The sequence below is a fragment of the Providencia sp. PROV114 genome, assembly GCF_032704305.1.
Taxonomy (GTDB): Bacteria; Pseudomonadota; Gammaproteobacteria; order Enterobacterales; family Enterobacteriaceae; genus Providencia; species Providencia rettgeri.
In genome coordinates, this window is sequence record NZ_CP120528.1 from 243,227 (window position 1) to 261,025 (window position 17,799).

The following is a 17,799-nucleotide window of genomic DNA, read 5'->3' on the forward strand; positions in this document are numbered from 1 at the left end:
AAACAAAAATAAATCTAATTAACAATGAGAATCATAATCATCCACTTTTTGTTATATTTAGCCTCTTTTTTCGTCAGTTTGACTTGATGTGGATCAACGAAGCATTGAGTTTGCGGTGTTTCGTTAGCAAAAGTAATGGCGGAGTAAACGCGGGGGAGAGGGTGGAATAATGTTCAATATATTGGTTGGGATAATTAATTACAGCGATTATTTTTTGATATAGGCATCACAATAAGTACATTGCGATGCCTATTAAAAAGTTAGCGCTTCTTGCCAAATGCAGCAGCAAGGGCATCACTCATGGCACTATTACCAGAAGATGCGTTGTTTTGGCGTGAATTACCTCTTGATTGAGGAGCCTTACGTGTATTTTTGTCCTGTTCTGGGGCAGCACGGCGAGGTGCACTGTTAGAATCACCGGCTTGCTCATCTAAACGCATCGTTAACGCAATACGTTTGCGCGCAATATCCACATCTAACACTTTGACTTTTACAATGTCACCGGCTTTTACCACTTTGTGTGGGTCTTCGACATAACTATTTGAAAGTGAAGAAATATGAACTAAACCGTCTTGGTGAACACCAATATCTACAAAGGCACCGAAGTTAGTCACATTGGTAACCGCACCTTCTAAAATCATGCCAGGAGTCAGGTCCTTCATGGTTTCTACGCCTTCCGCGAAGGTCGCTGTTTTAAACTCAGGACGTGGGTCACGGCCCGGTTTTTCCAGCTCTTTAATGATGTCAGTGACGGTTGGAACCCCAAATTGTTCCGTGGTGAAGTCGCGTGGGCTCAAGGCATTAAGTACCTGTGAATTACCCATAATTTCTTTGAGTGGCTGGCGGACAGACTCAAGAATTTTTTCGACAATTGGATAAGCTTCAGGGTGAACAGTAGAGGCATCTAATGGGTTTTCACCATTGGTGATACGTAAGAAGCCTGCACATTGTTCAAAAGCTTTTGGCCCAAGACGCGCAACTTTGAGTAACTGTTTTCTATCGCTAAACTGGCCATTTTGGTCGCGCCAGTCCACCACGTTTTGCGCAATCATTTTGCTTAAACCGGCAACCCGAGTCAGTAAGGCAACAGAAGCGGTATTTAAGTCAACACCAACGGAGTTTACACAGTCTTCGACGACCGCATCGAGCTTACGCGCTAATTGCGTCTGGCTGACATCATGCTGATATTGGCCAACCCCAATGGATTTAGGGTCAATTTTCACCAATTCAGCCAACGGGTCTTGTAGGCGGCGGGCAATTGATACGGCACCACGTAAAGACACATCTAAGCTTGGAAATTCCAGCGCTGCAAGTTCAGAAGCGGAATAAACAGAAGCGCCAGCTTCGCTAACAATCACTTTCTGTGCCTTTACTTCTGGGTACTGTTTTTGTACTTCAGCAAAGAAACGTTCCGTTTCGCGAGAAGCGGTCCCGTTACCTATCGCTACTAATTCGACATTGTGTTTTTGGCAAAGTGCTGCGACGATGGTTGCCGCTTTGGCAGCTTGCCCGGTATGCGGATAAATCGTATCGGTCGCAATTAATTTTCCTGTCGCATCCACGACAGCGACTTTCACGCCAGTCCGCAGGCCTGGGTCTAAGCCCATGGTGGCACGCATTCCTGCAGGTGCTGCCATCAGTAAATCACTGAGGTTACGAGCAAATACGTTAATGGCTTCTTCTTCGGCCTTTTCACGCAGTGAGCTCATCACTTCTGTTTCCAAGTGCAGTAATACTTTGACACGCCATGTCCAACTGATCACCGCTTTACGCCATTGGTCAGCCGGAGCATTGTTTAAACGAATATCTAAGTGGCGGGTGATAATTTCTTCGCAGTAACTTTCTTTTGGTGGTTCATCGAACTGAGGATCACAGTTTAATGAAAGCTGTAGAATTCCTTCGTTACGACCACGGAACATCGCAAGAGCTCGATGAGAAGGAACCTGAGCAACAGGTTCGTGATGTTCAAAATAGTCGCTAAATTTTACCCCTTCTTCTTGCTTACCTTCTGCAACAACAGAAACAAGATGGGCATTTTTCCAAATATAGTCGCGAACTTTCGCTAAAAGAGCCGCATCTTCGGCGAAGCGTTCCATAAGGATATAGCGAGCGCCATCTAAAGCGGCTTTGACATCAGCAACACCTTTGTCTGCATCGATATAGGTTTTTGCGAGTTCATCAGGTGACTGGTTAGGGTCATTCCACAGGGTGTCAGCTAAAGGCTCAAGTCCTGCTTCGATGGCAATTTGCCCACGGGTGCGACGTTTCGGTTTATACGGAAGATACAGGTCTTCAAGTTCGGTTTTATTGAGCGTAGTGTCAATAGCGGAGGCAAGCTCAGGTGTCAATTTACCTTGCTCTTCTATCGACTTAAGAATGGTCTGTTTACGGTCATTTAATTCGCGCAAGTACCCTAAACGGCTTTCTAGCTGGCGAAGCTGAGTATCGTCCAACCCACCGGTAACTTCTTTACGATAACGCGCAATAAACGGGACAGTATTTCCTTCATCTAACAGTGTGATGGCAGAAAAAACCTGTTTCGGCTGGGCTTGCAGTTCCGCTGCAATAATTTGGCTTAGAGTTTCATTCATGTCGAATTTAAATACCTACTGAAAGAACAGTTAAAAAATTTACTGCACTGTTATACTTGGTGAGAAAGAGAATTTCCAGACTGAATTTGAGCCTATTGGTAGGAAAGTCTCAGATTATGTTCTATAAAATATTATAATTATGGCTCCACTGGCTAAAATCTGAAGGTTATGACTAAAAGTCTTTTAATTACACGTGAAGGTTGGGATGCATTAGATAAAGAGCTGAAGTACCTGTGGAAGGAAGAACGCCCTCGGGTTACTCAATCTGTTTCAGAGGCCGCTGCTCAAGGGGATCGCTCAGAAAATGCAGAATATATTTATGGTAAAAAAAGGTTGCGTGAGATTGATAGGCGCATCCGTTTTTTATCCAAAAGATTGGATCAATTAAGGATTATCGAGCCTGATCCCCGCCAAGAAGGCCGTGTCTTTTTTGGCGCATGGGTTAAACTAGAAGATGAAAATGAAAATATCAGAATATTCCGTATCGTCGGTGCTGATGAGTTCAACCCTACAAAACAATGGATTTCAATAGACTCTCCGGTAGCACGAGCCTTGATAGGCAAACAGGTTGATGATGAAATAACAGTAAATACGCCAGGAGGGCAGGTGACTTATTTTGTGTTAGAAATAAGCTACCACCCACTAACTACCTGAAGAGTAAAATGATTCATTAAATCCTACGTTAGTGGTAAATTAGTGAGCATTAATATTGTTTTATTTACATTCATTAAAAAAATAATTTGAAAGATGCACATCTTGAGGGCTACAAAATGCAGGAAAGTTATAAGGTTCTTGTCGTCGATGATGATATGCGTTTACGTGCACTGCTGGAACGTTACCTCACTGAGCAGGGTTTTCAGGTAAGGAGTGCTGCAAACGCTGAACAGATGGACAGAATCCTGACAAGGGAATCTATTCATTTGATCGTCTTAGATTTAATGCTACCGGGTGAAGATGGCCTATCGATTTGCCGCCGCTTACGTAGTCAAAATAACCCAATTCCTATTATTATGGTGACAGCGAAAGGTGAAGAAGTTGATCGTATCGTTGGCTTAGAAATCGGTGCGGATGACTATATTCCAAAACCTTTTAATCCACGGGAATTGCTAGCTCGTATTCGAGCGGTATTACGTCGTCAAGCTAATGAATTACCGGGTGCGCCATCTCAAGATGATGCAATAATTACTTTCGGTAAATTTAAATTAAATCTTGGAACACGAGAAATGTTCCAAGGTGATGAAAATATGCCATTAACCAGCGGCGAATTCGCGGTGTTAAAAGTGTTGGTTTCTTATCCAAGGGAACCGTTGTCTCGTGATAAGTTAATGAGCTTAGCGCGAGGCCGTGAATACAGTGCGATGGAACGTTCTATTGATGTTCAAATCTCACGTTTGCGTCGTATGGTTGAAGAAGACCCAGCACATCCTCGTTATATTCAGACGGTTTGGGGCTTGGGCTATGTGTTTGTTCCGGATGGAAGTAAAGCATGAAGCGACTGAGGTTTTCAAGGCGTAGTACATTTTCTCGCTCGTTATTTTTATTTGTAGCCTTACTGTTTGCGAGCCTCGTAACCAGTTATATGGTCGTGTTGAATTTTGTTGTGATGCCTAGCTTACAACAATTCAATAAGGTATTGGCATACGAAGTAAGAACATTAATGACAGAGAAAATGGTTCTACAAGATGGAACCTCAGTGCGGGTATCTCCCGCGTTGCGTAAGAAAATCTACAATGAATTAGGGATTACCTTTTATGCACATTCAGCGGCAATGGAAGAAGGGCTGAACTGGGCAAAAGAGTATGATTTTCTAAGCGAACATATGTCCGAATATATTGGTGGCAAGGCGAGTGTTCATCTCGAACTAGGCCGAGAGTATCCCATTCTATGGCTAACGTCTTATCTCGCACCTGATATCTGGGTGCGAGTTCCTCTGACTGAAATTGGTCAAAATCAGTTTTCCCTGGTTTTTCGCTATACCTTAACGATTTTTCTCACCATTTTTGCCGGGGTATGGTTGTATATACGCTACCAAAACAAGCCGTTGCTTGAATTGGAGTATCATGCAGGTGAAGTTGGTAAAGGGGTAATTTTGCCCCCAATGCAAGAAAAAGGCGCCACCGAGGTTAGGGCCGCCATCCGTTCTTTTAACCACATGGCAGCAGGGATTAAAACCTTAGAAAATGATCGAACTGTCTTAATGGCAGGGGTAAGCCATGACCTAAGAACACCTTTAACCCGTATTCGTTTAGCAACAGAGATGATGAGCCCAGAAGATAGCTATCTGGCGGAATCAATTAATAAAGATATTGAAGAGTGTGATGCGATTATCGGTCAATTCATGTCCTACCTGAAAACAGGTCAAGAAATGGATATGGAATTCTGTGACCTTAACGCTATTTTAATGGACGCGGTGAACTCAGAAAGCAATGTCATCGGTGAAATTGAAACCGCACTTGAGCCCGGCTCAATGATTGTTAATGGTAACCCATTAGCGATCAAACGCGCTATTACGAACATGATAGTTAATGCATACCGCTATGGTAATGGCTGGATCAAGGTCAGTAGTGGTAAAACGGAAGACTCAGTTTGGTTCCAAGTTGAAGACGATGGCGCAGGTATCAAAGAAGAAGATATTCACCGCCTGTTCCAGCCATTTGTGCAAGGTGAAAAAGCCCGTAGCAACAAAGGAACAGGGTTAGGTCTAGCGATTATTCGTCGAATTGTTGATGCTCACGAAGGGAGCATTGAGATTCATAAAAGTGAGCGTGGCGGGTTTGCTATTAGGGCTTTGCTTCCTCTTAAAGAGAAAGAAGACTAAATACTCTTCACACTTTACGCCGCAGCGTTGTTGGCTGCGTTCGGCTACTCGGGTCACATACTTGTGTATGCTCCCCCGAGATATCCTCGCTTGCCGCCTAGCTGCAACACAAATTGTTTTGAGTATTATTTGTATCAAGTAGGAAAAGAGGCTATCTGTTTTGGCGCCTACCTACAGCTTGAACTATTTAGAGCTATCCTTCTACTCTTCACACTTTACGCCGCAGCGTTGTTGGCTGCGTTCGGCTACTCGGGTCACATACTTGTGTATGCTCCCCCGAGATATCCTCGCTTGCCGCCTAGCTGCAACACAAATTGTTTTGAGTATTACTTTATAGTTGCAGGATAAAAATATTTTTCGCTTTTATGACAGTCTGTCATTTTTCTTTTTGATATTAGTTTCGAAATTTTGTTTTTATAACTAATTGAATTTTAAGTTGTAAAATTGTATTTTTCTTCGTTTTTGTTTTCTCGCCAGTGAAAAAATCAGCAATTGTCATAAAACTGTCATAAAAACGACATGTTGTCGTAACTAAATTGTCCTATTTTTCCTACCGTGACATACACCCAACAATTTTATACTTGATTGTTTCTATACATCCCCGGAGGGATTATGAAAATGACGCGTACCACCTTAGCAAGCGTAATGGCAGCAACTTTATCTCTGACTGCAATGTCTTCTTTTGCTGCTACCAGCCTGACCGGAGCTGGCGCGACCTTTCCTGCTCCTGTTTATGCGAAGTGGGCAGACTCTTATCAGAAAGAAACAGGTAATAAAGTAAACTATCAGGGGATTGGTTCTTCTGGTGGTGTCAAACAAATTAATGCAAAAACAGTTGATTTCGGAGCTTCTGACGCCCCATTAACTGATGAAAAACTCAAAGAAGATGGCTTATTCCAGTTCCCTACGGTTATCGGTGGTGTGGTACTGGCTGTAAATGTAAAAGGCATTGAGTCTGGGCAATTGACTTTAGATGGCAACACATTAGGTGATATCTATTTAGGTAAAATCACTAAATGGAATGACCCAGCAATCGCTAAATTGAATCCAAATGTGAGTTTACCAGACCAAGCTATCGCAGTCGTTAGACGTTCTGACGGTTCGGGTACTACGTTCGTATTCACGAGCTACCTTGCTAAAGTAAGCGCAAGCTGGAAATCAGACGTTGGTGCGGGCTCTACCGTTAACTGGCCGAAAAATAGCGTAGGTGGTAAAGGGAATGATGGCGTTGCAGCTTTCGTACAGCGTCTACCAGGTTCTATCGGTTATGTTGAATATGCATACGCAAAACAGAACAACCTTGCGTATACTAAATTAATCTCCGCTGATGGCGAAGCGGTTTCACCAACGGGTGAAAGCTTCAGCGCAGCAGCGAAGAAAGTGGACTGGTCTAAATCTTTTGCTCAAGATTTAACAAACCGTGATGGTGCGAATGCATGGCCGATAACCTCAACCACATTCATCTTAGTTCACAAGCAGCAAGAGAATGCGGAAAAAGGCAAAGCGGTTCTTGATTTCTTCAACTGGGCTTATGATAAAGGTGGTAAACAAGCGGAAGCACTAGATTACGCAATTTTACCTCAAGAAGTCGTGACCGCAGTACGTGCAGCATGGAAAACAGAAGTTAAAGATAGCCAAGGTAAAGCATTATTCTAGGTGAACTTAGGTTTTCTAAGTGCACTTAGGGTTGGAAATGGCGGGTAAGTGCTGAGGAACAGAGCTTACCCGCTCATCGTTGTAACGCAATCCTGTAGAAATGAGCAGGAATGAAATGAGAACAAAGCGCATGGCCGAGAAAACAACGGCATTTAGAGCTCCCAGCAAATCAGGTGATGTGATTTTTAGTGCACTGGTAAAGATTGCCGCGCTCATCACTTTGTTAATGCTCGGAGGCATTATTATTTCCCTTATTTTTGCATCTTGGCCAAGTATGCAGAAGTTTGGGTTTTCGTTTTTGTGGACCAAAGAGTGGGATGCTCCGGCGGAAGAATTCGGTGCTCTTGTGCCTATTTATGGCACTATCGTTACATCGTTAATTGCTCTGATTATCGCAGTACCCGTTAGTTTTGGTATAGCACTATTCCTAACCGAGCTGGCTCCCAATTGGCTAAAACGTCCTCTTGGTATCGCGATTGAACTCCTTGCTGCTATCCCAAGTATCGTTTATGGGATGTGGGGGTTATTTGTCTTTGCACCTTTGTTTGCAGAGTATTTCCAAGAACCAGTTGGTAATGTGATGTCGAGTGTGCCGATTGTCGGTGAACTATTTTCAGGGCCTGCATTCGGAATCGGTATTTTAGCAGCGGGGATTATCCTCGCGATTATGATTATTCCCTATATTGCGTCAGTGATGCGCGATGTATTTGAACAAACTCCTGTGATGATGAAAGAGTCAGCCTACGGGATTGGCTGTACGACATGGGAAGTGATTTGGAATATCGTGCTGCCGTATACCCGCAATGGGGTAATCGGTGGAGTGATGTTAGGTCTTGGCCGTGCACTGGGTGAAACCATGGCGGTTACTTTCGTGATTGGTAATACTTACCAACTTGATAGCGCATCACTGTTTATGCCTGGAAACAGTATTACCTCAGCACTGGCAAATGAATTTGCGGAAGCTGAGAGCGGCTTACATACCTCGGCCTTGATGGAACTTGGACTGATCCTGTTTGTTATCACTTTTATTGTGTTAGCGATTTCCAAGTTAATGGTCATGCGTCTTGCGAAAAATGAGGGCCGTTAAAATGTCGATATCTCAACCTATCGCAGTGAATGAAAAAGAACGAGCTCGTCGTCAAGCGTGGCGTCGCCAAGTTAACAGAATGGCACTACTTGTCTCGATGTTAACTATGGCTTTCGGCTTGTTCTGGTTAGTGTGGATTTTATTTTCTACAGTCACGAAAGGGATTGATGGCATGTCCCTCAATCTGTTTACTGAAATGACTCCACCACCTAATACGGAAGGTGGCGGGTTGGCAAATGCCATCGTAGGTAGTGGCTTATTAATCTTATGGGCGACAGTTATCGGTACGCCTTTAGGGATTTTAGCGGGAATTTATTTAGCTGAATATGGGCGTAAGTCATGGTTAGCTTCAGTCACCCGCTTTATTAATGACATTTTATTATCAGCTCCATCTATCGTTGTAGGGTTGTTTGTGTACACCATTGTGGTTGCTCAAATGCAGCACTTCTCGGGTTGGGCTGGGGTCGTGGCGCTTGCATTGCTGCAAATTCCGATTGTTATTCGAACTACTGAAAATATGTTGAAATTAGTTCCGGATAGCTTGCGTGAAGCCGCTTATGCACTTGGCACACCAAAATGGAAAATGATTTTATCTATTACGCTAAAAGCGTCTGTGTCAGGGATTATCACTGGGATCTTGCTTGCAATTGCACGTATTGCTGGGGAAACCGCACCGCTTCTGTTTACTTCACTGTCAAATCAGTTCTGGAGTACAGATATGAGCGAGCCAATTGCCAACTTACCAGTGACAATCTTCAAATTTGCAATGAGCCCATTCTCTGAATGGCAAGAGCTTGCATGGGCTGGGGTTCTGTTAATTACCTTATGTGTCCTGCTGATTAACATCATTGCACGTGTTGTTTTCGCACAGAAAAAACACTAAGCGCCAGATAAATAAAGATTTAGAGAGAAAAGCAAACCATGATTAATGCAAACGATATTGCAAATAGTAAAATTAAAGTACGTGACCTCAACTTCTATTATGGCAAGTTTCACGCACTGAAAAATATCTCTTTAGACATTGAAAAAAATAAAGTGACTGCATTTATCGGCCCATCAGGCTGTGGTAAATCGACGTTATTACGCACCTTCAATAAAATGTATGAATTGTATGGCGAGCAGCGAGCAGAAGGTGAAATTTTACTGGATGGCCAAAACATCCTGACTGATAAACAAGATATTGCGTTATTGCGCGCAAAAGTCGGAATGGTTTTCCAAAAACCAACACCATTCCCGATGTCTATTTATGACAACATTGCATTTGGTGTGCGTTTATTTGAGAAGTTATCCCGTGTGGAAATGGATGAGCGCGTGCAGTGGGCGTTAACAAAGGCGGCATTATGGAATGAAACCAAAGATAAGTTACACCAAAGTGGTTATAGCTTGTCGGGTGGCCAGCAACAGCGTCTCTGTATTGCTCGTGGTATTGCTATTCGCCCTGAGGTTTTATTGCTAGATGAACCCTGTTCCGCTCTAGACCCTATTTCAACTGGTCGAATTGAAGAACTGATTAGTGAATTAAAATCAGAATACACCGTGGTGATTGTTACCCACAATATGCAACAAGCAGCACGCTGTTCTGACTATACGGCTTTCATGTATTTAGGGGAGTTAGTCGAGTTTAACCATACTGACAAAATGTTTACTACCCCAGAAATGAAGCAAACTGAAGATTATATTACTGGCCGCTACGGTTGATATGGAGCCGACGATGGATACGCTGAATCACAACAAACATATATCGGGGCAGTTCAATGCTGAACTGGAACATATCCATACTGAATTAATGACGATGGGAGGACTGGTCGAAGAGCAGCTTACCAAAGCCATTACGGCCATGCATAATCAGGATGAAGCCCTAGCACGTGAAGTTATCGAAAATGACCATAAAGTCAATATGATGGAAGTGGCCATTGATGAAGAATGCGTTAAAATCATCGCGAAACGCCAACCAACGGCGAGTGATTTGCGCCTGATTATGGCGATTTCAAAAACGATTGCTGAGCTGGAAAGAATCGGTGATGTTGCGGACAAAATCTGTCAAACCGCATTGGAAAAATTTTCTCATCAACACCAGCCCTTGTTAGTGAGTTTGGAATCATTAGGCCGTCATACAGTACAAATGCTACATGATGTATTAGATGCGTTCGCTCGAATGGATCTTGAAGAAGCGATTCGTATCTACCGTGAAGATGAGAAAGTTGACCAAGAGTATGAGGGCATCGTACGTCAATTGATGACCTACATGATGGAAGACCCACGAACGATCCCAAGTGTATTAACAGCACTATTCTGTGCTCGTTCAATTGAGCGCATCGGTGACCGTTGCCAAAACATCTGTGAGTTTATTTTCTACTATGTGAAGGGGCAGGATTTCCGTCATGTGGGTGGGGATAGTCTTGAGAAGATGTTAACGAATAAATAATTACTCGAATACTCGTCATATTTCGTGCTGTGGCGGTGTTGGCTTCGCTCGGCTACTAGGGTCACATACTGATGTATGCTCCCCGAGGTATCCTTGCTTGCCGCCTAGCCACAATACGAACTATTTAGAGTATTAAGCTACAACTCCAATCATTTGTCTCAATCTCTTCTACCGACTTTCTTCTTGCTCGATAAGAGTCTATTGATGGTTTAACCATGTCTGGGGCACCTTGTTATCAAGGTGGCTTTTTTTTGTCTCCGTTAATATTCCATTTGGTTATAAATATATTATTTAATATTATTTCAAGTGCTAAGTAATAGTTGATAGCGTGTGATGGTCGATTTACAAAAATTTACCGTCAGGGGTGTTCAATGAAAGCTCGTATTCTAACGACTGTTTTACTTACAGGTTTAGCGCTGACAGCGAATGTCGCTAGCGCAGATAAATTAGATGATATCAAACAAGCGGGTGTGATCCGCATTTCTGTGTTTGATAGCAATCCACCATTTGGCTTTATTGACCCACAAACTAAAAAATTAGCGGGCTATGATGTGGATATCGCACAAGAAATTGCAGATAGCTTAGGGGTAAAACTTGAGCTTCGTCCCACTAACCCAGCAAACCGTATCCCACTTCTGACTTCGGGCAAAGTTGATCTGATTGGCGCTAATTTCACCATTACAGATGAACGCGCAAAACAAGTTGATTTTTCTATCCCTGATTTTGCGACAGGCCAAAAATTTATTGCCCGTAAAGGCGTATTAAAAACGCCTGACGATATCAAACCATTACGTATTGGTGCAGATAAAGGCACTGTACAGGAAGTGACTTTACGTGAACGCTTCCCTGATACAAAGGTGATTTCTTATGACGATACCCCGCAAGCATTCGCTGCACTGCGTAATGGCAACGTCCAAGCTATCACACAAGATGATGCGAAACTGGTTGGTTTATTAGGTAATTTACCTGAAAAAGTGAAAGCAGATTTTGAGATTTCCCCATTTAGCCTGACGAAAGAATACCAAGCATTGGCAGCAAGCAAAGGTGAAACCCGTTTGGTTGAAAACGTCAACGAAACATTGTTGAAACTGGAGAAAGACGGTAAAGCCGAGGTAATTTATAACCGTTGGTTTGGGCCAGATACTAAAGCTGCACAGCCACGTGGGGACTTTAAATTTGCGCCACTGAGTGAGCAACAACCTCAGTCTTAACGGGTAGCGGTAAATATTCAGTGATATGAAGCCCTGCACTCTGTGCGGGGTTCTTGGTTATAAGGGATGCGTTTTTAATCACAGGCTGTGAAGGCAATAGGTCGTGAACAATGTTTGAAAAATTTTTGAGTGGTGATTTTTGGTCTGCCCATTTATTGGCCCCCGAGTATCTAGAATGGTTTGGCTACGGTTTTTTGATCACCGTTTGGATCTCGATTTGTACCATTGTTGCAGCCACTGCATTGGGTTTTATAGTTGCATCAGCAAAGGATAGTCAAATTGCTCCTGTGCGTTGGGCCGTGAGTATCTACATTTCTATTTTTAGAAATACGCCTTTGTTGGTGCAGTTATTCTTTTGGTACTTTGCTTCCGGTGAAATTTTACCCTCTGCTGCAATGGAATGGCTAAATACTCCCCATGAAATCCATTTATTTGGAATAACCGTGGGTTGGCCGTCATTTGAATTCTTAGCGGGTTTTATTGGTTTGACCTTGTATACCGTCCCTTTTATTGCCGAAGAAATTCGCGCTGGGATCCGTGGTGTTCGCCAAGGGCAAAAATATGCCGCGTTTGCTTTAGGATTAACGTCATGGCAGGCCATGAAATTAGTGGTATTACCGCAAGCCGTTAAAATCGCCATGCCTCCGCTACTGGGCCAATATATGAATGTGGTGAAAAACTCATCGTTAACGATGGCCATCGGTGTCGCAGAACTGTCTTATGTCTCTCGTCAGGTTGATAGCCAGACACTGCAAACCTTTACTGCCTTTGGGGTAGCGACAGTATTGTACATTGCTATTATTGCAGTAATGGAGGGGTGGGGCCAGTGGCGCCAGCAGCGTAATTTGGCTCAGGGGGTATAAAATGGATTTTTCAGTTATTGAGCAGAACTGGCAATATTTATTATTCGGTACTTTCCCTGATGGACCACTTGAAGGCGCAGCGCTGACGCTAGTCATTAGCTTACTTGCCGGTGCGGCCTCCATTGTATTAGGGACATTGGGCGGAATAGCCTTAGCCATGCTACGAGGCTTCTGGGTTAACCTGTTCGCCGCAGTTTTAGGATTTTTCCGTGCAATTCCCGTCATTATGTTGATTTTTTGGACCTATTTCCTGTTGCCAATCTTATTGGGTATGGAAATTCCGGGTATTGCAACGGTAGTATGCGCATTGGCATTGATTACCTCCGCATATTTGGCTCATGCTGTGAAAGCGGGCATTTTAGCAATAGGAGCAGGGCAGTGGCAGGCAGGTTTATCCTTGGGGTTTAGCCGCTGGCAGGTATTATGGAATATCGTGTTACCACAAGCCTTACGCATGATGGTACCGTCATTTATTAACCAGTGGGTAGCATTAATTAAAGACACCTCATTAGCCTATGTTGTTGGTGTTGCGGAGCTTTCTTTCTTAGCAACCCAAGTGAACAACCGTGAAATGGTTTATCCTCTCGAAGTTTTCTTATTCGTTGCATTTATTTATTTTGTGATGTGCTTTGCGGTAGAAATTATTGCGAATAGAGTGGCGAAAAAGCTCAGTGCACAGCATCAACCCCAAAAACTGGCTGCGAAACATCGTTTATTGTTTTGGCGTCGACAAAAATTGTTAGCACTTTCCTAAATCAAAAGTGGTGGTGAAATACCCACCATTTTTTCACTCCACTATTTTGGGTTATTTTTATTATTTCATCTTGGCGTATCAGTTAGTTAGGACATTTTGGCTCCTTGCAGTTTACGCAATCGTTTTCTTTTGTGGTTTTTAATTGTAGTATAGGGCGAAAAAAACTTTTTTTGGGCGCAATATCTAATGAGTAATCAATCTTCTAGCTCGGCACAACCGCAGGGCTTGTTTCAGCGTGTTTTTAAATTGCAAGAGCACGGCACGACAGCACGGACAGAAGTTGTTGCAGGCTTCACCACCTTCCTGACGATGGTATATATCGTCTTTGTTAACCCTCAAATACTCTCAGTTGCAGGCATGGACATCAAAGCCGTATTTGTTACCACCTGTTTGATTGCGGCAATTGGTAGCATTTTAATGGGGCTACTGGCAAATTTACCCATTGCTGTTGCACCTGCGATGGGCTTGAATGCCTTTTTTGCTTTTGTTGTTGTAGGGGCGATGGGGTATTCATGGGAAGTTGCTATGGGCGCCGTATTTTGGGGGGCTGTCGGCTTATTTATTCTGACACTATTCCGTATACGTTATTGGATTATCGCCAATATTCCTTTGAGTCTTCGCGTCGGGATCACCAGTGGTATCGGCCTATTTATTGCGATGATGGGGCTGAAAAACTCCGGCATTATTGTGGCTAACCCGGACACGTTAGTTTCTATCGGTAACTTGACTCACCATAATGTTTGGCTGGGAGCTCTCGGGTTCTTTATTATTGCCATCTTAGCGGCACGTAATATTCATGCCGCGGTATTAGTTTCTATTGCGGTGACCACTTTGATTGGTCTGGCTCTGGGAGATGTAAAATATTCTGGGATATTCTCAATGCCGCCAAGTATCACGAGTGTCGTGGGGCAGGTTGATTTCTCTGGTTCTTTAGATTTAGCGTTATCCGGTGTGATTTTTGCCTTTATGCTAGTCAATTTGTTTGACTCATCAGGTACCATGATTGGGGTGACTGACAAAGCGGGTATCACCAATGAACGCGGGACTTTCCCTCGAATGAAACAAGCTTTATATGTAGACAGCTTGAGTTCTGTCGCAGGTTCAGCGATGGGAACATCTTCAGTCACTGCATATATTGAAAGTTCTTCAGGTGTTTCTGTTGGTGGGCGTACAGGTTTAACCGCGATCGTCGTTGGTGTTTTATTCCTATTGACTATGTTTATCTCACCTCTTGCAGGTATGGTTCCAGCTTATGCAACTGCGGGAGCCTTGATTTACGTGGGCGTGCTGATGACATCAAGCCTAACTCGCGTGAAATGGGATGACTTAACTGAGTCTGTACCCGCATTTATTACTGCAGTGATGATGCCATTTAGTTTCTCGATTACTGAAGGTATTGCGTTGGGCTTTATTGCTTACTGTGCAATGAAAATTGGTACTGGTCGCTGGCGTGATCTGGGTTTGTGTGTGATTTTAGTCGCGGCGATGTTTTTGTTAAAAATGATCCTAGTCGACGCCTAAAATGCGCTTCATAATTCGTCATACTTCAAGCTGTGACGTTGTTGCCTACACTTGGTTACTCGGGTCACATACTTGTGTATGCTCCCCGAGATAACCTCGTTTGGCGCCTAACTACAACTTGAATTATTTAGAATATTGCTCAAGATAGCGCATTAATATTCGTTATACTTCAAGCTGTGATGTTGTTGTTTTCTCTCGGCTACTCGGGTCACATACTTATGTATGCTCCCCGAGATAACCTCGATTGACGCCTAGCCACAACTTGAATTATTTAGAATTATTTAATGAGTTAATCATTTCTCTTTTTGTTATTTGAACCTCCATGCTCTAAATAATTTGTGTTGCATGAGTGTACATGCAACACAAATTATTTAAGGTATAATCATTAAAGTACTATTGCGAAGGCAGGGTGGAGTAAAAAATCCGCTGAAATTGCAAACTAGTGCTTTCCCCCTTTATGGGATCCTGCTAGATTTCGCAGCAGAAACTGACTTTATCAAGGTATCAGACCATGAATGCACCAAAAAAAGCGGCTGCTAAGCCAAAGAAAAAATACCGTAAAACTAAAGAAGAGATAAATGCGGAAGGCCGTGAGCGTAAGCGTGAGAAAAAACATCGCGGTCATAAGTCTGGCAGCCGTTATGTAGAACAGGCTTCTAATAAGCAAAATGGTGGGCAAAATACTTCAACCGACCCACGTTTAGGTAGCAAAAAGCCAGTGCCTTTAATTGTGGATGAAAAACAGGTCACGAAACCTGCGGTTGAGAAAAAACAGCCAGCTGTTAAAGAAAAACTGACACCAGAAAAAGAGCTGGAAATGCTGGAAAGCGATGACCGTTTAGATAGCATTTTGGCACGCCTAGAAGATGGCGAAACCATCACGGCGCAAGAACAAGAATATGTTGATACTTGTTTAGACCGTATCGATGAGCTGATGAATATTCTCGGTATTGAATATAGCGAAGAAGAAGAGGAAGAAGACGAAGAAAAACTTGATGACATTATGCGCATCTTAAAAAGTAAATAATTTCGTTTAAAAGATCCCTCGCGCTAGCGGGGGATTTGGCTATTTTTTTCTGCTAACTCACTTTTCTTTGATGTTGCATCAAGTCTCTTTTCTCTAACATATTTATACTCGTCATATTTTAAAGCTGCAGCGTTGTTGACTATGTTCATTCGCACTAGTCATATACTTATGTATACTCCTAGCGACTCATTCACTTGTCGCCTAGCTGCAACTCGAAATATTTAGAGTCTATAATGCTTATGCAGGTTATAAAATTTTCACTCTCATCGAATAACAAATTAAATAGAGTGAAGTCATCGTTATAGTTTGAGCTTTTGGTCAATTGAGGAATGTTATGTCAGAGCAAAATATTGTTTGGGATCTTTCTCTCATTCAAAAATACAATTATTCAGGGCCACGTTATACTTCGTACCCCACCGCTTTGGAATTTAATCAAGAGTACGATGAGAATGCGTTTGTTCAAGCAACGCAGCGTTATCCTGATCGCCCCTTATCGCTCTATGTTCATATTCCTTTTTGCCATAAACTTTGTTATTTCTGTGGCTGTAATAAATTAGTGACACGCCAAAAACATAAAGCCGATGAATATCTTCAAGTAATTGAAAAAGAAATTATTCAGCGCGCAGCGTTATTAAAAAACCGCATCGTGACACAAATGCATTGGGGCGGTGGTACTCCAACTTATCTCGATAAAGCTCAAGTCAGCCATTTGGTTGGTTTATTGAAAAAACACTTTAATTTTGCGGATGATGTGGAAATGTCGATTGAAGTCGACCCGCGTGAAATTGAACTGGATATGATAGACCACTTGCGCCATGAAGGGTTTAATCGTCTAAGTATGGGAGTGCAGGATTTTAATAAAGAAGTTCAGGTACTGGTTAACCGTGAACAGGACGAAGATTTTATTTTCGCCTTAATTAAACGGGCTAAAGAGATGGGTTTTACCTCGACAAGTATTGATTTAATTTATGGTTTACCTAAGCAAACACCTGAAAGCTTTGCATTTACTCTAAAGAAAGTGGCTGAATTATCGCCAGATCGTTTAAGCGTATTCAATTATGCGCACTTGCCTAGTTTATTTGCGGCGCAGCGTAAAATTAAAGACGCTGATTTACCAAGTGCGGAGCAAAAACTCGATATTCTGCAAGACACAATTGCGACTCTCACCAGGGGTGGTTATCAATTTATTGGTATGGACCACTTTGCTCGCCCTGAGGATGAACTTGCCGTGGCACAACGGGAAGGCATTCTGCACCGTAATTTTCAAGGTTATACCACCCAAGGCGATTGTGATTTACTGGGATTAGGGGTTTCTGCGATCAGTATGTTAGGTGATAACTACGCACAAAATCAGAAAGATTTGAAAACCTATTATGCGCAAGTTGAAGAGCAAGGTCACGCGCTGTGGCGTGGACTCGCCTTAACTGATGATGATTGTCTACGCCGCGATGTCATCAAAACCTTAATCTGTAACTTCCAATTGAGTTTCGCGCAAATCGAAGAGTTATATCCGATAGATTTTAAATCTTACTTTAAGGAAGATTTAGAACTGCTGAAACCAATGGCTGAAGATGGGCTGGTTGAAATAACAGATAAAGGTATTAAAGTGACACCACAAGGACGTTTACTTATTCGTAATATTTGCATGTGTTTTGATGTGTATTTGCGTAATCAGATGAGGCAGCGGCAGTTTTCCCGCGTCATCTAAATGCTCTTCATATTTCGTCCTGTCGCGTTGTTGTCTTCATTCAGCCACACGGGTCACATACTTAGTGTATGCTCCCCGCGCTGTCTTCATTTCGACGCCTAGCGACAGAACGAACTATTTAGAGCATCTTATCTTAGT

15 protein-coding genes are annotated in these 17,799 nt (G+C 42.8%); 14 read left to right on the forward strand and 1 reads right to left on the reverse strand.

The annotated features are described in order from the left end of the window. Positions 1-260: 260 nt before the first annotated feature. Positions 261-2,591 carry a Tex family protein gene (locus tag P3L37_RS01100; protein ID WP_110731469.1) on the reverse strand — a complete coding sequence of 777 codons (2,331 nt, stop codon included), beginning with the start codon at positions 2,589-2,591 and terminating at the stop codon, positions 261-263. A 168-nt stretch (positions 2,592-2,759) separates the two neighbouring features. Here P3L37_RS01100 and greB point away from each other — a divergent pair, with 168 nt between their 5' ends. The 14 genes from greB (at position 2,760) to hemN (ending at position 17,661) form a co-directional block, all read left to right on the forward strand. Beyond that, a complete protein-coding gene (greB, locus tag P3L37_RS01105; RefSeq protein ID WP_109912392.1) occupies positions 2,760-3,245 on the forward strand; it encodes a transcription elongation factor GreB in 486 nt (161 codons plus the stop codon). A 116-nt stretch (positions 3,246-3,361) separates the two neighbouring features. After that, positions 3,362-4,081, forward strand: a complete 720-nt coding sequence (gene ompR / locus P3L37_RS01110; protein ID WP_004266122.1) for a two-component system response regulator OmpR — start codon at positions 3,362-3,364, stop codon at positions 4,079-4,081. Next, complete coding sequence (envZ, locus tag P3L37_RS01115; RefSeq protein ID WP_004266121.1) at positions 4,078-5,409, forward strand: two-component system sensor histidine kinase EnvZ; 1,332 nt, start codon at positions 4,078-4,080, stop codon at positions 5,407-5,409. The genes ompR and envZ overlap by 4 nt, the downstream gene beginning before the upstream one ends. A gap of 612 nt (positions 5,410-6,021) precedes the next feature. Beyond that, on the forward strand, positions 6,022-7,065 hold the full coding sequence (gene pstS / locus P3L37_RS01120) for a phosphate ABC transporter substrate-binding protein PstS (protein WP_004266120.1): 1,044 nt from the start codon (positions 6,022-6,024) through the stop codon (positions 7,063-7,065). Between the two features lie 130 nt (positions 7,066-7,195). Beyond that, positions 7,196-8,152, forward strand: a complete 957-nt coding sequence (gene pstC / locus P3L37_RS01125) for a phosphate ABC transporter permease PstC (protein WP_004262847.1) — start codon at positions 7,196-7,198, stop codon at positions 8,150-8,152. 1 nt (position 8,153) lies between these two features. Then, complete coding sequence (gene pstA, locus P3L37_RS01130; protein ID WP_004266119.1) at positions 8,154-9,035, forward strand: phosphate ABC transporter permease PstA; 882 nt, start codon at positions 8,154-8,156, stop codon at positions 9,033-9,035. Between the two features lie 38 nt (positions 9,036-9,073). Further along, entirely contained in the window at positions 9,074-9,850 is a 777-nt protein-coding gene (gene pstB, locus P3L37_RS01135) for a phosphate ABC transporter ATP-binding protein PstB (protein ID WP_004262838.1), read from the forward strand. Between the two features lie 13 nt (positions 9,851-9,863). Further along, entirely contained in the window at positions 9,864-10,577 is a 714-nt protein-coding gene (gene phoU / locus P3L37_RS01140) for a phosphate signaling complex protein PhoU (protein WP_036958602.1), read from the forward strand. A 371-nt stretch (positions 10,578-10,948) separates the two neighbouring features. After that, positions 10,949-11,788, forward strand: coding sequence for an ABC transporter substrate-binding protein (locus P3L37_RS01145; protein ID WP_004266117.1), 840 nt, complete (start codon positions 10,949-10,951; stop codon positions 11,786-11,788). A gap of 110 nt (positions 11,789-11,898) precedes the next feature. Then, positions 11,899-12,651, forward strand: coding sequence for an amino acid ABC transporter permease (locus tag P3L37_RS01150; protein WP_004266116.1), 753 nt, complete (start codon positions 11,899-11,901; stop codon positions 12,649-12,651). Between the two features lies 1 nt (position 12,652). Continuing rightward, entirely contained in the window at positions 12,653-13,405 is a 753-nt protein-coding gene (locus P3L37_RS01155) for an amino acid ABC transporter permease (RefSeq protein ID WP_004266115.1), read from the forward strand. A gap of 186 nt (positions 13,406-13,591) precedes the next feature. Beyond that, a complete protein-coding gene (locus P3L37_RS01160; protein WP_004266114.1) occupies positions 13,592-14,926 on the forward strand; it encodes an NCS2 family permease in 1,335 nt (444 codons plus the stop codon). A gap of 511 nt (positions 14,927-15,437) precedes the next feature. After that, entirely contained in the window at positions 15,438-15,953 is a 516-nt protein-coding gene (yihI, locus tag P3L37_RS01165) for a Der GTPase-activating protein YihI (RefSeq protein WP_109912393.1), read from the forward strand. A 334-nt stretch (positions 15,954-16,287) separates the two neighbouring features. Then, positions 16,288-17,661 carry an oxygen-independent coproporphyrinogen III oxidase gene (gene hemN / locus P3L37_RS01170; RefSeq protein WP_004266112.1) on the forward strand — a complete coding sequence of 458 codons (1,374 nt, stop codon included), beginning with the start codon at positions 16,288-16,290 and terminating at the stop codon, positions 17,659-17,661. Positions 17,662-17,799: the final 138 nt, after the last annotated feature.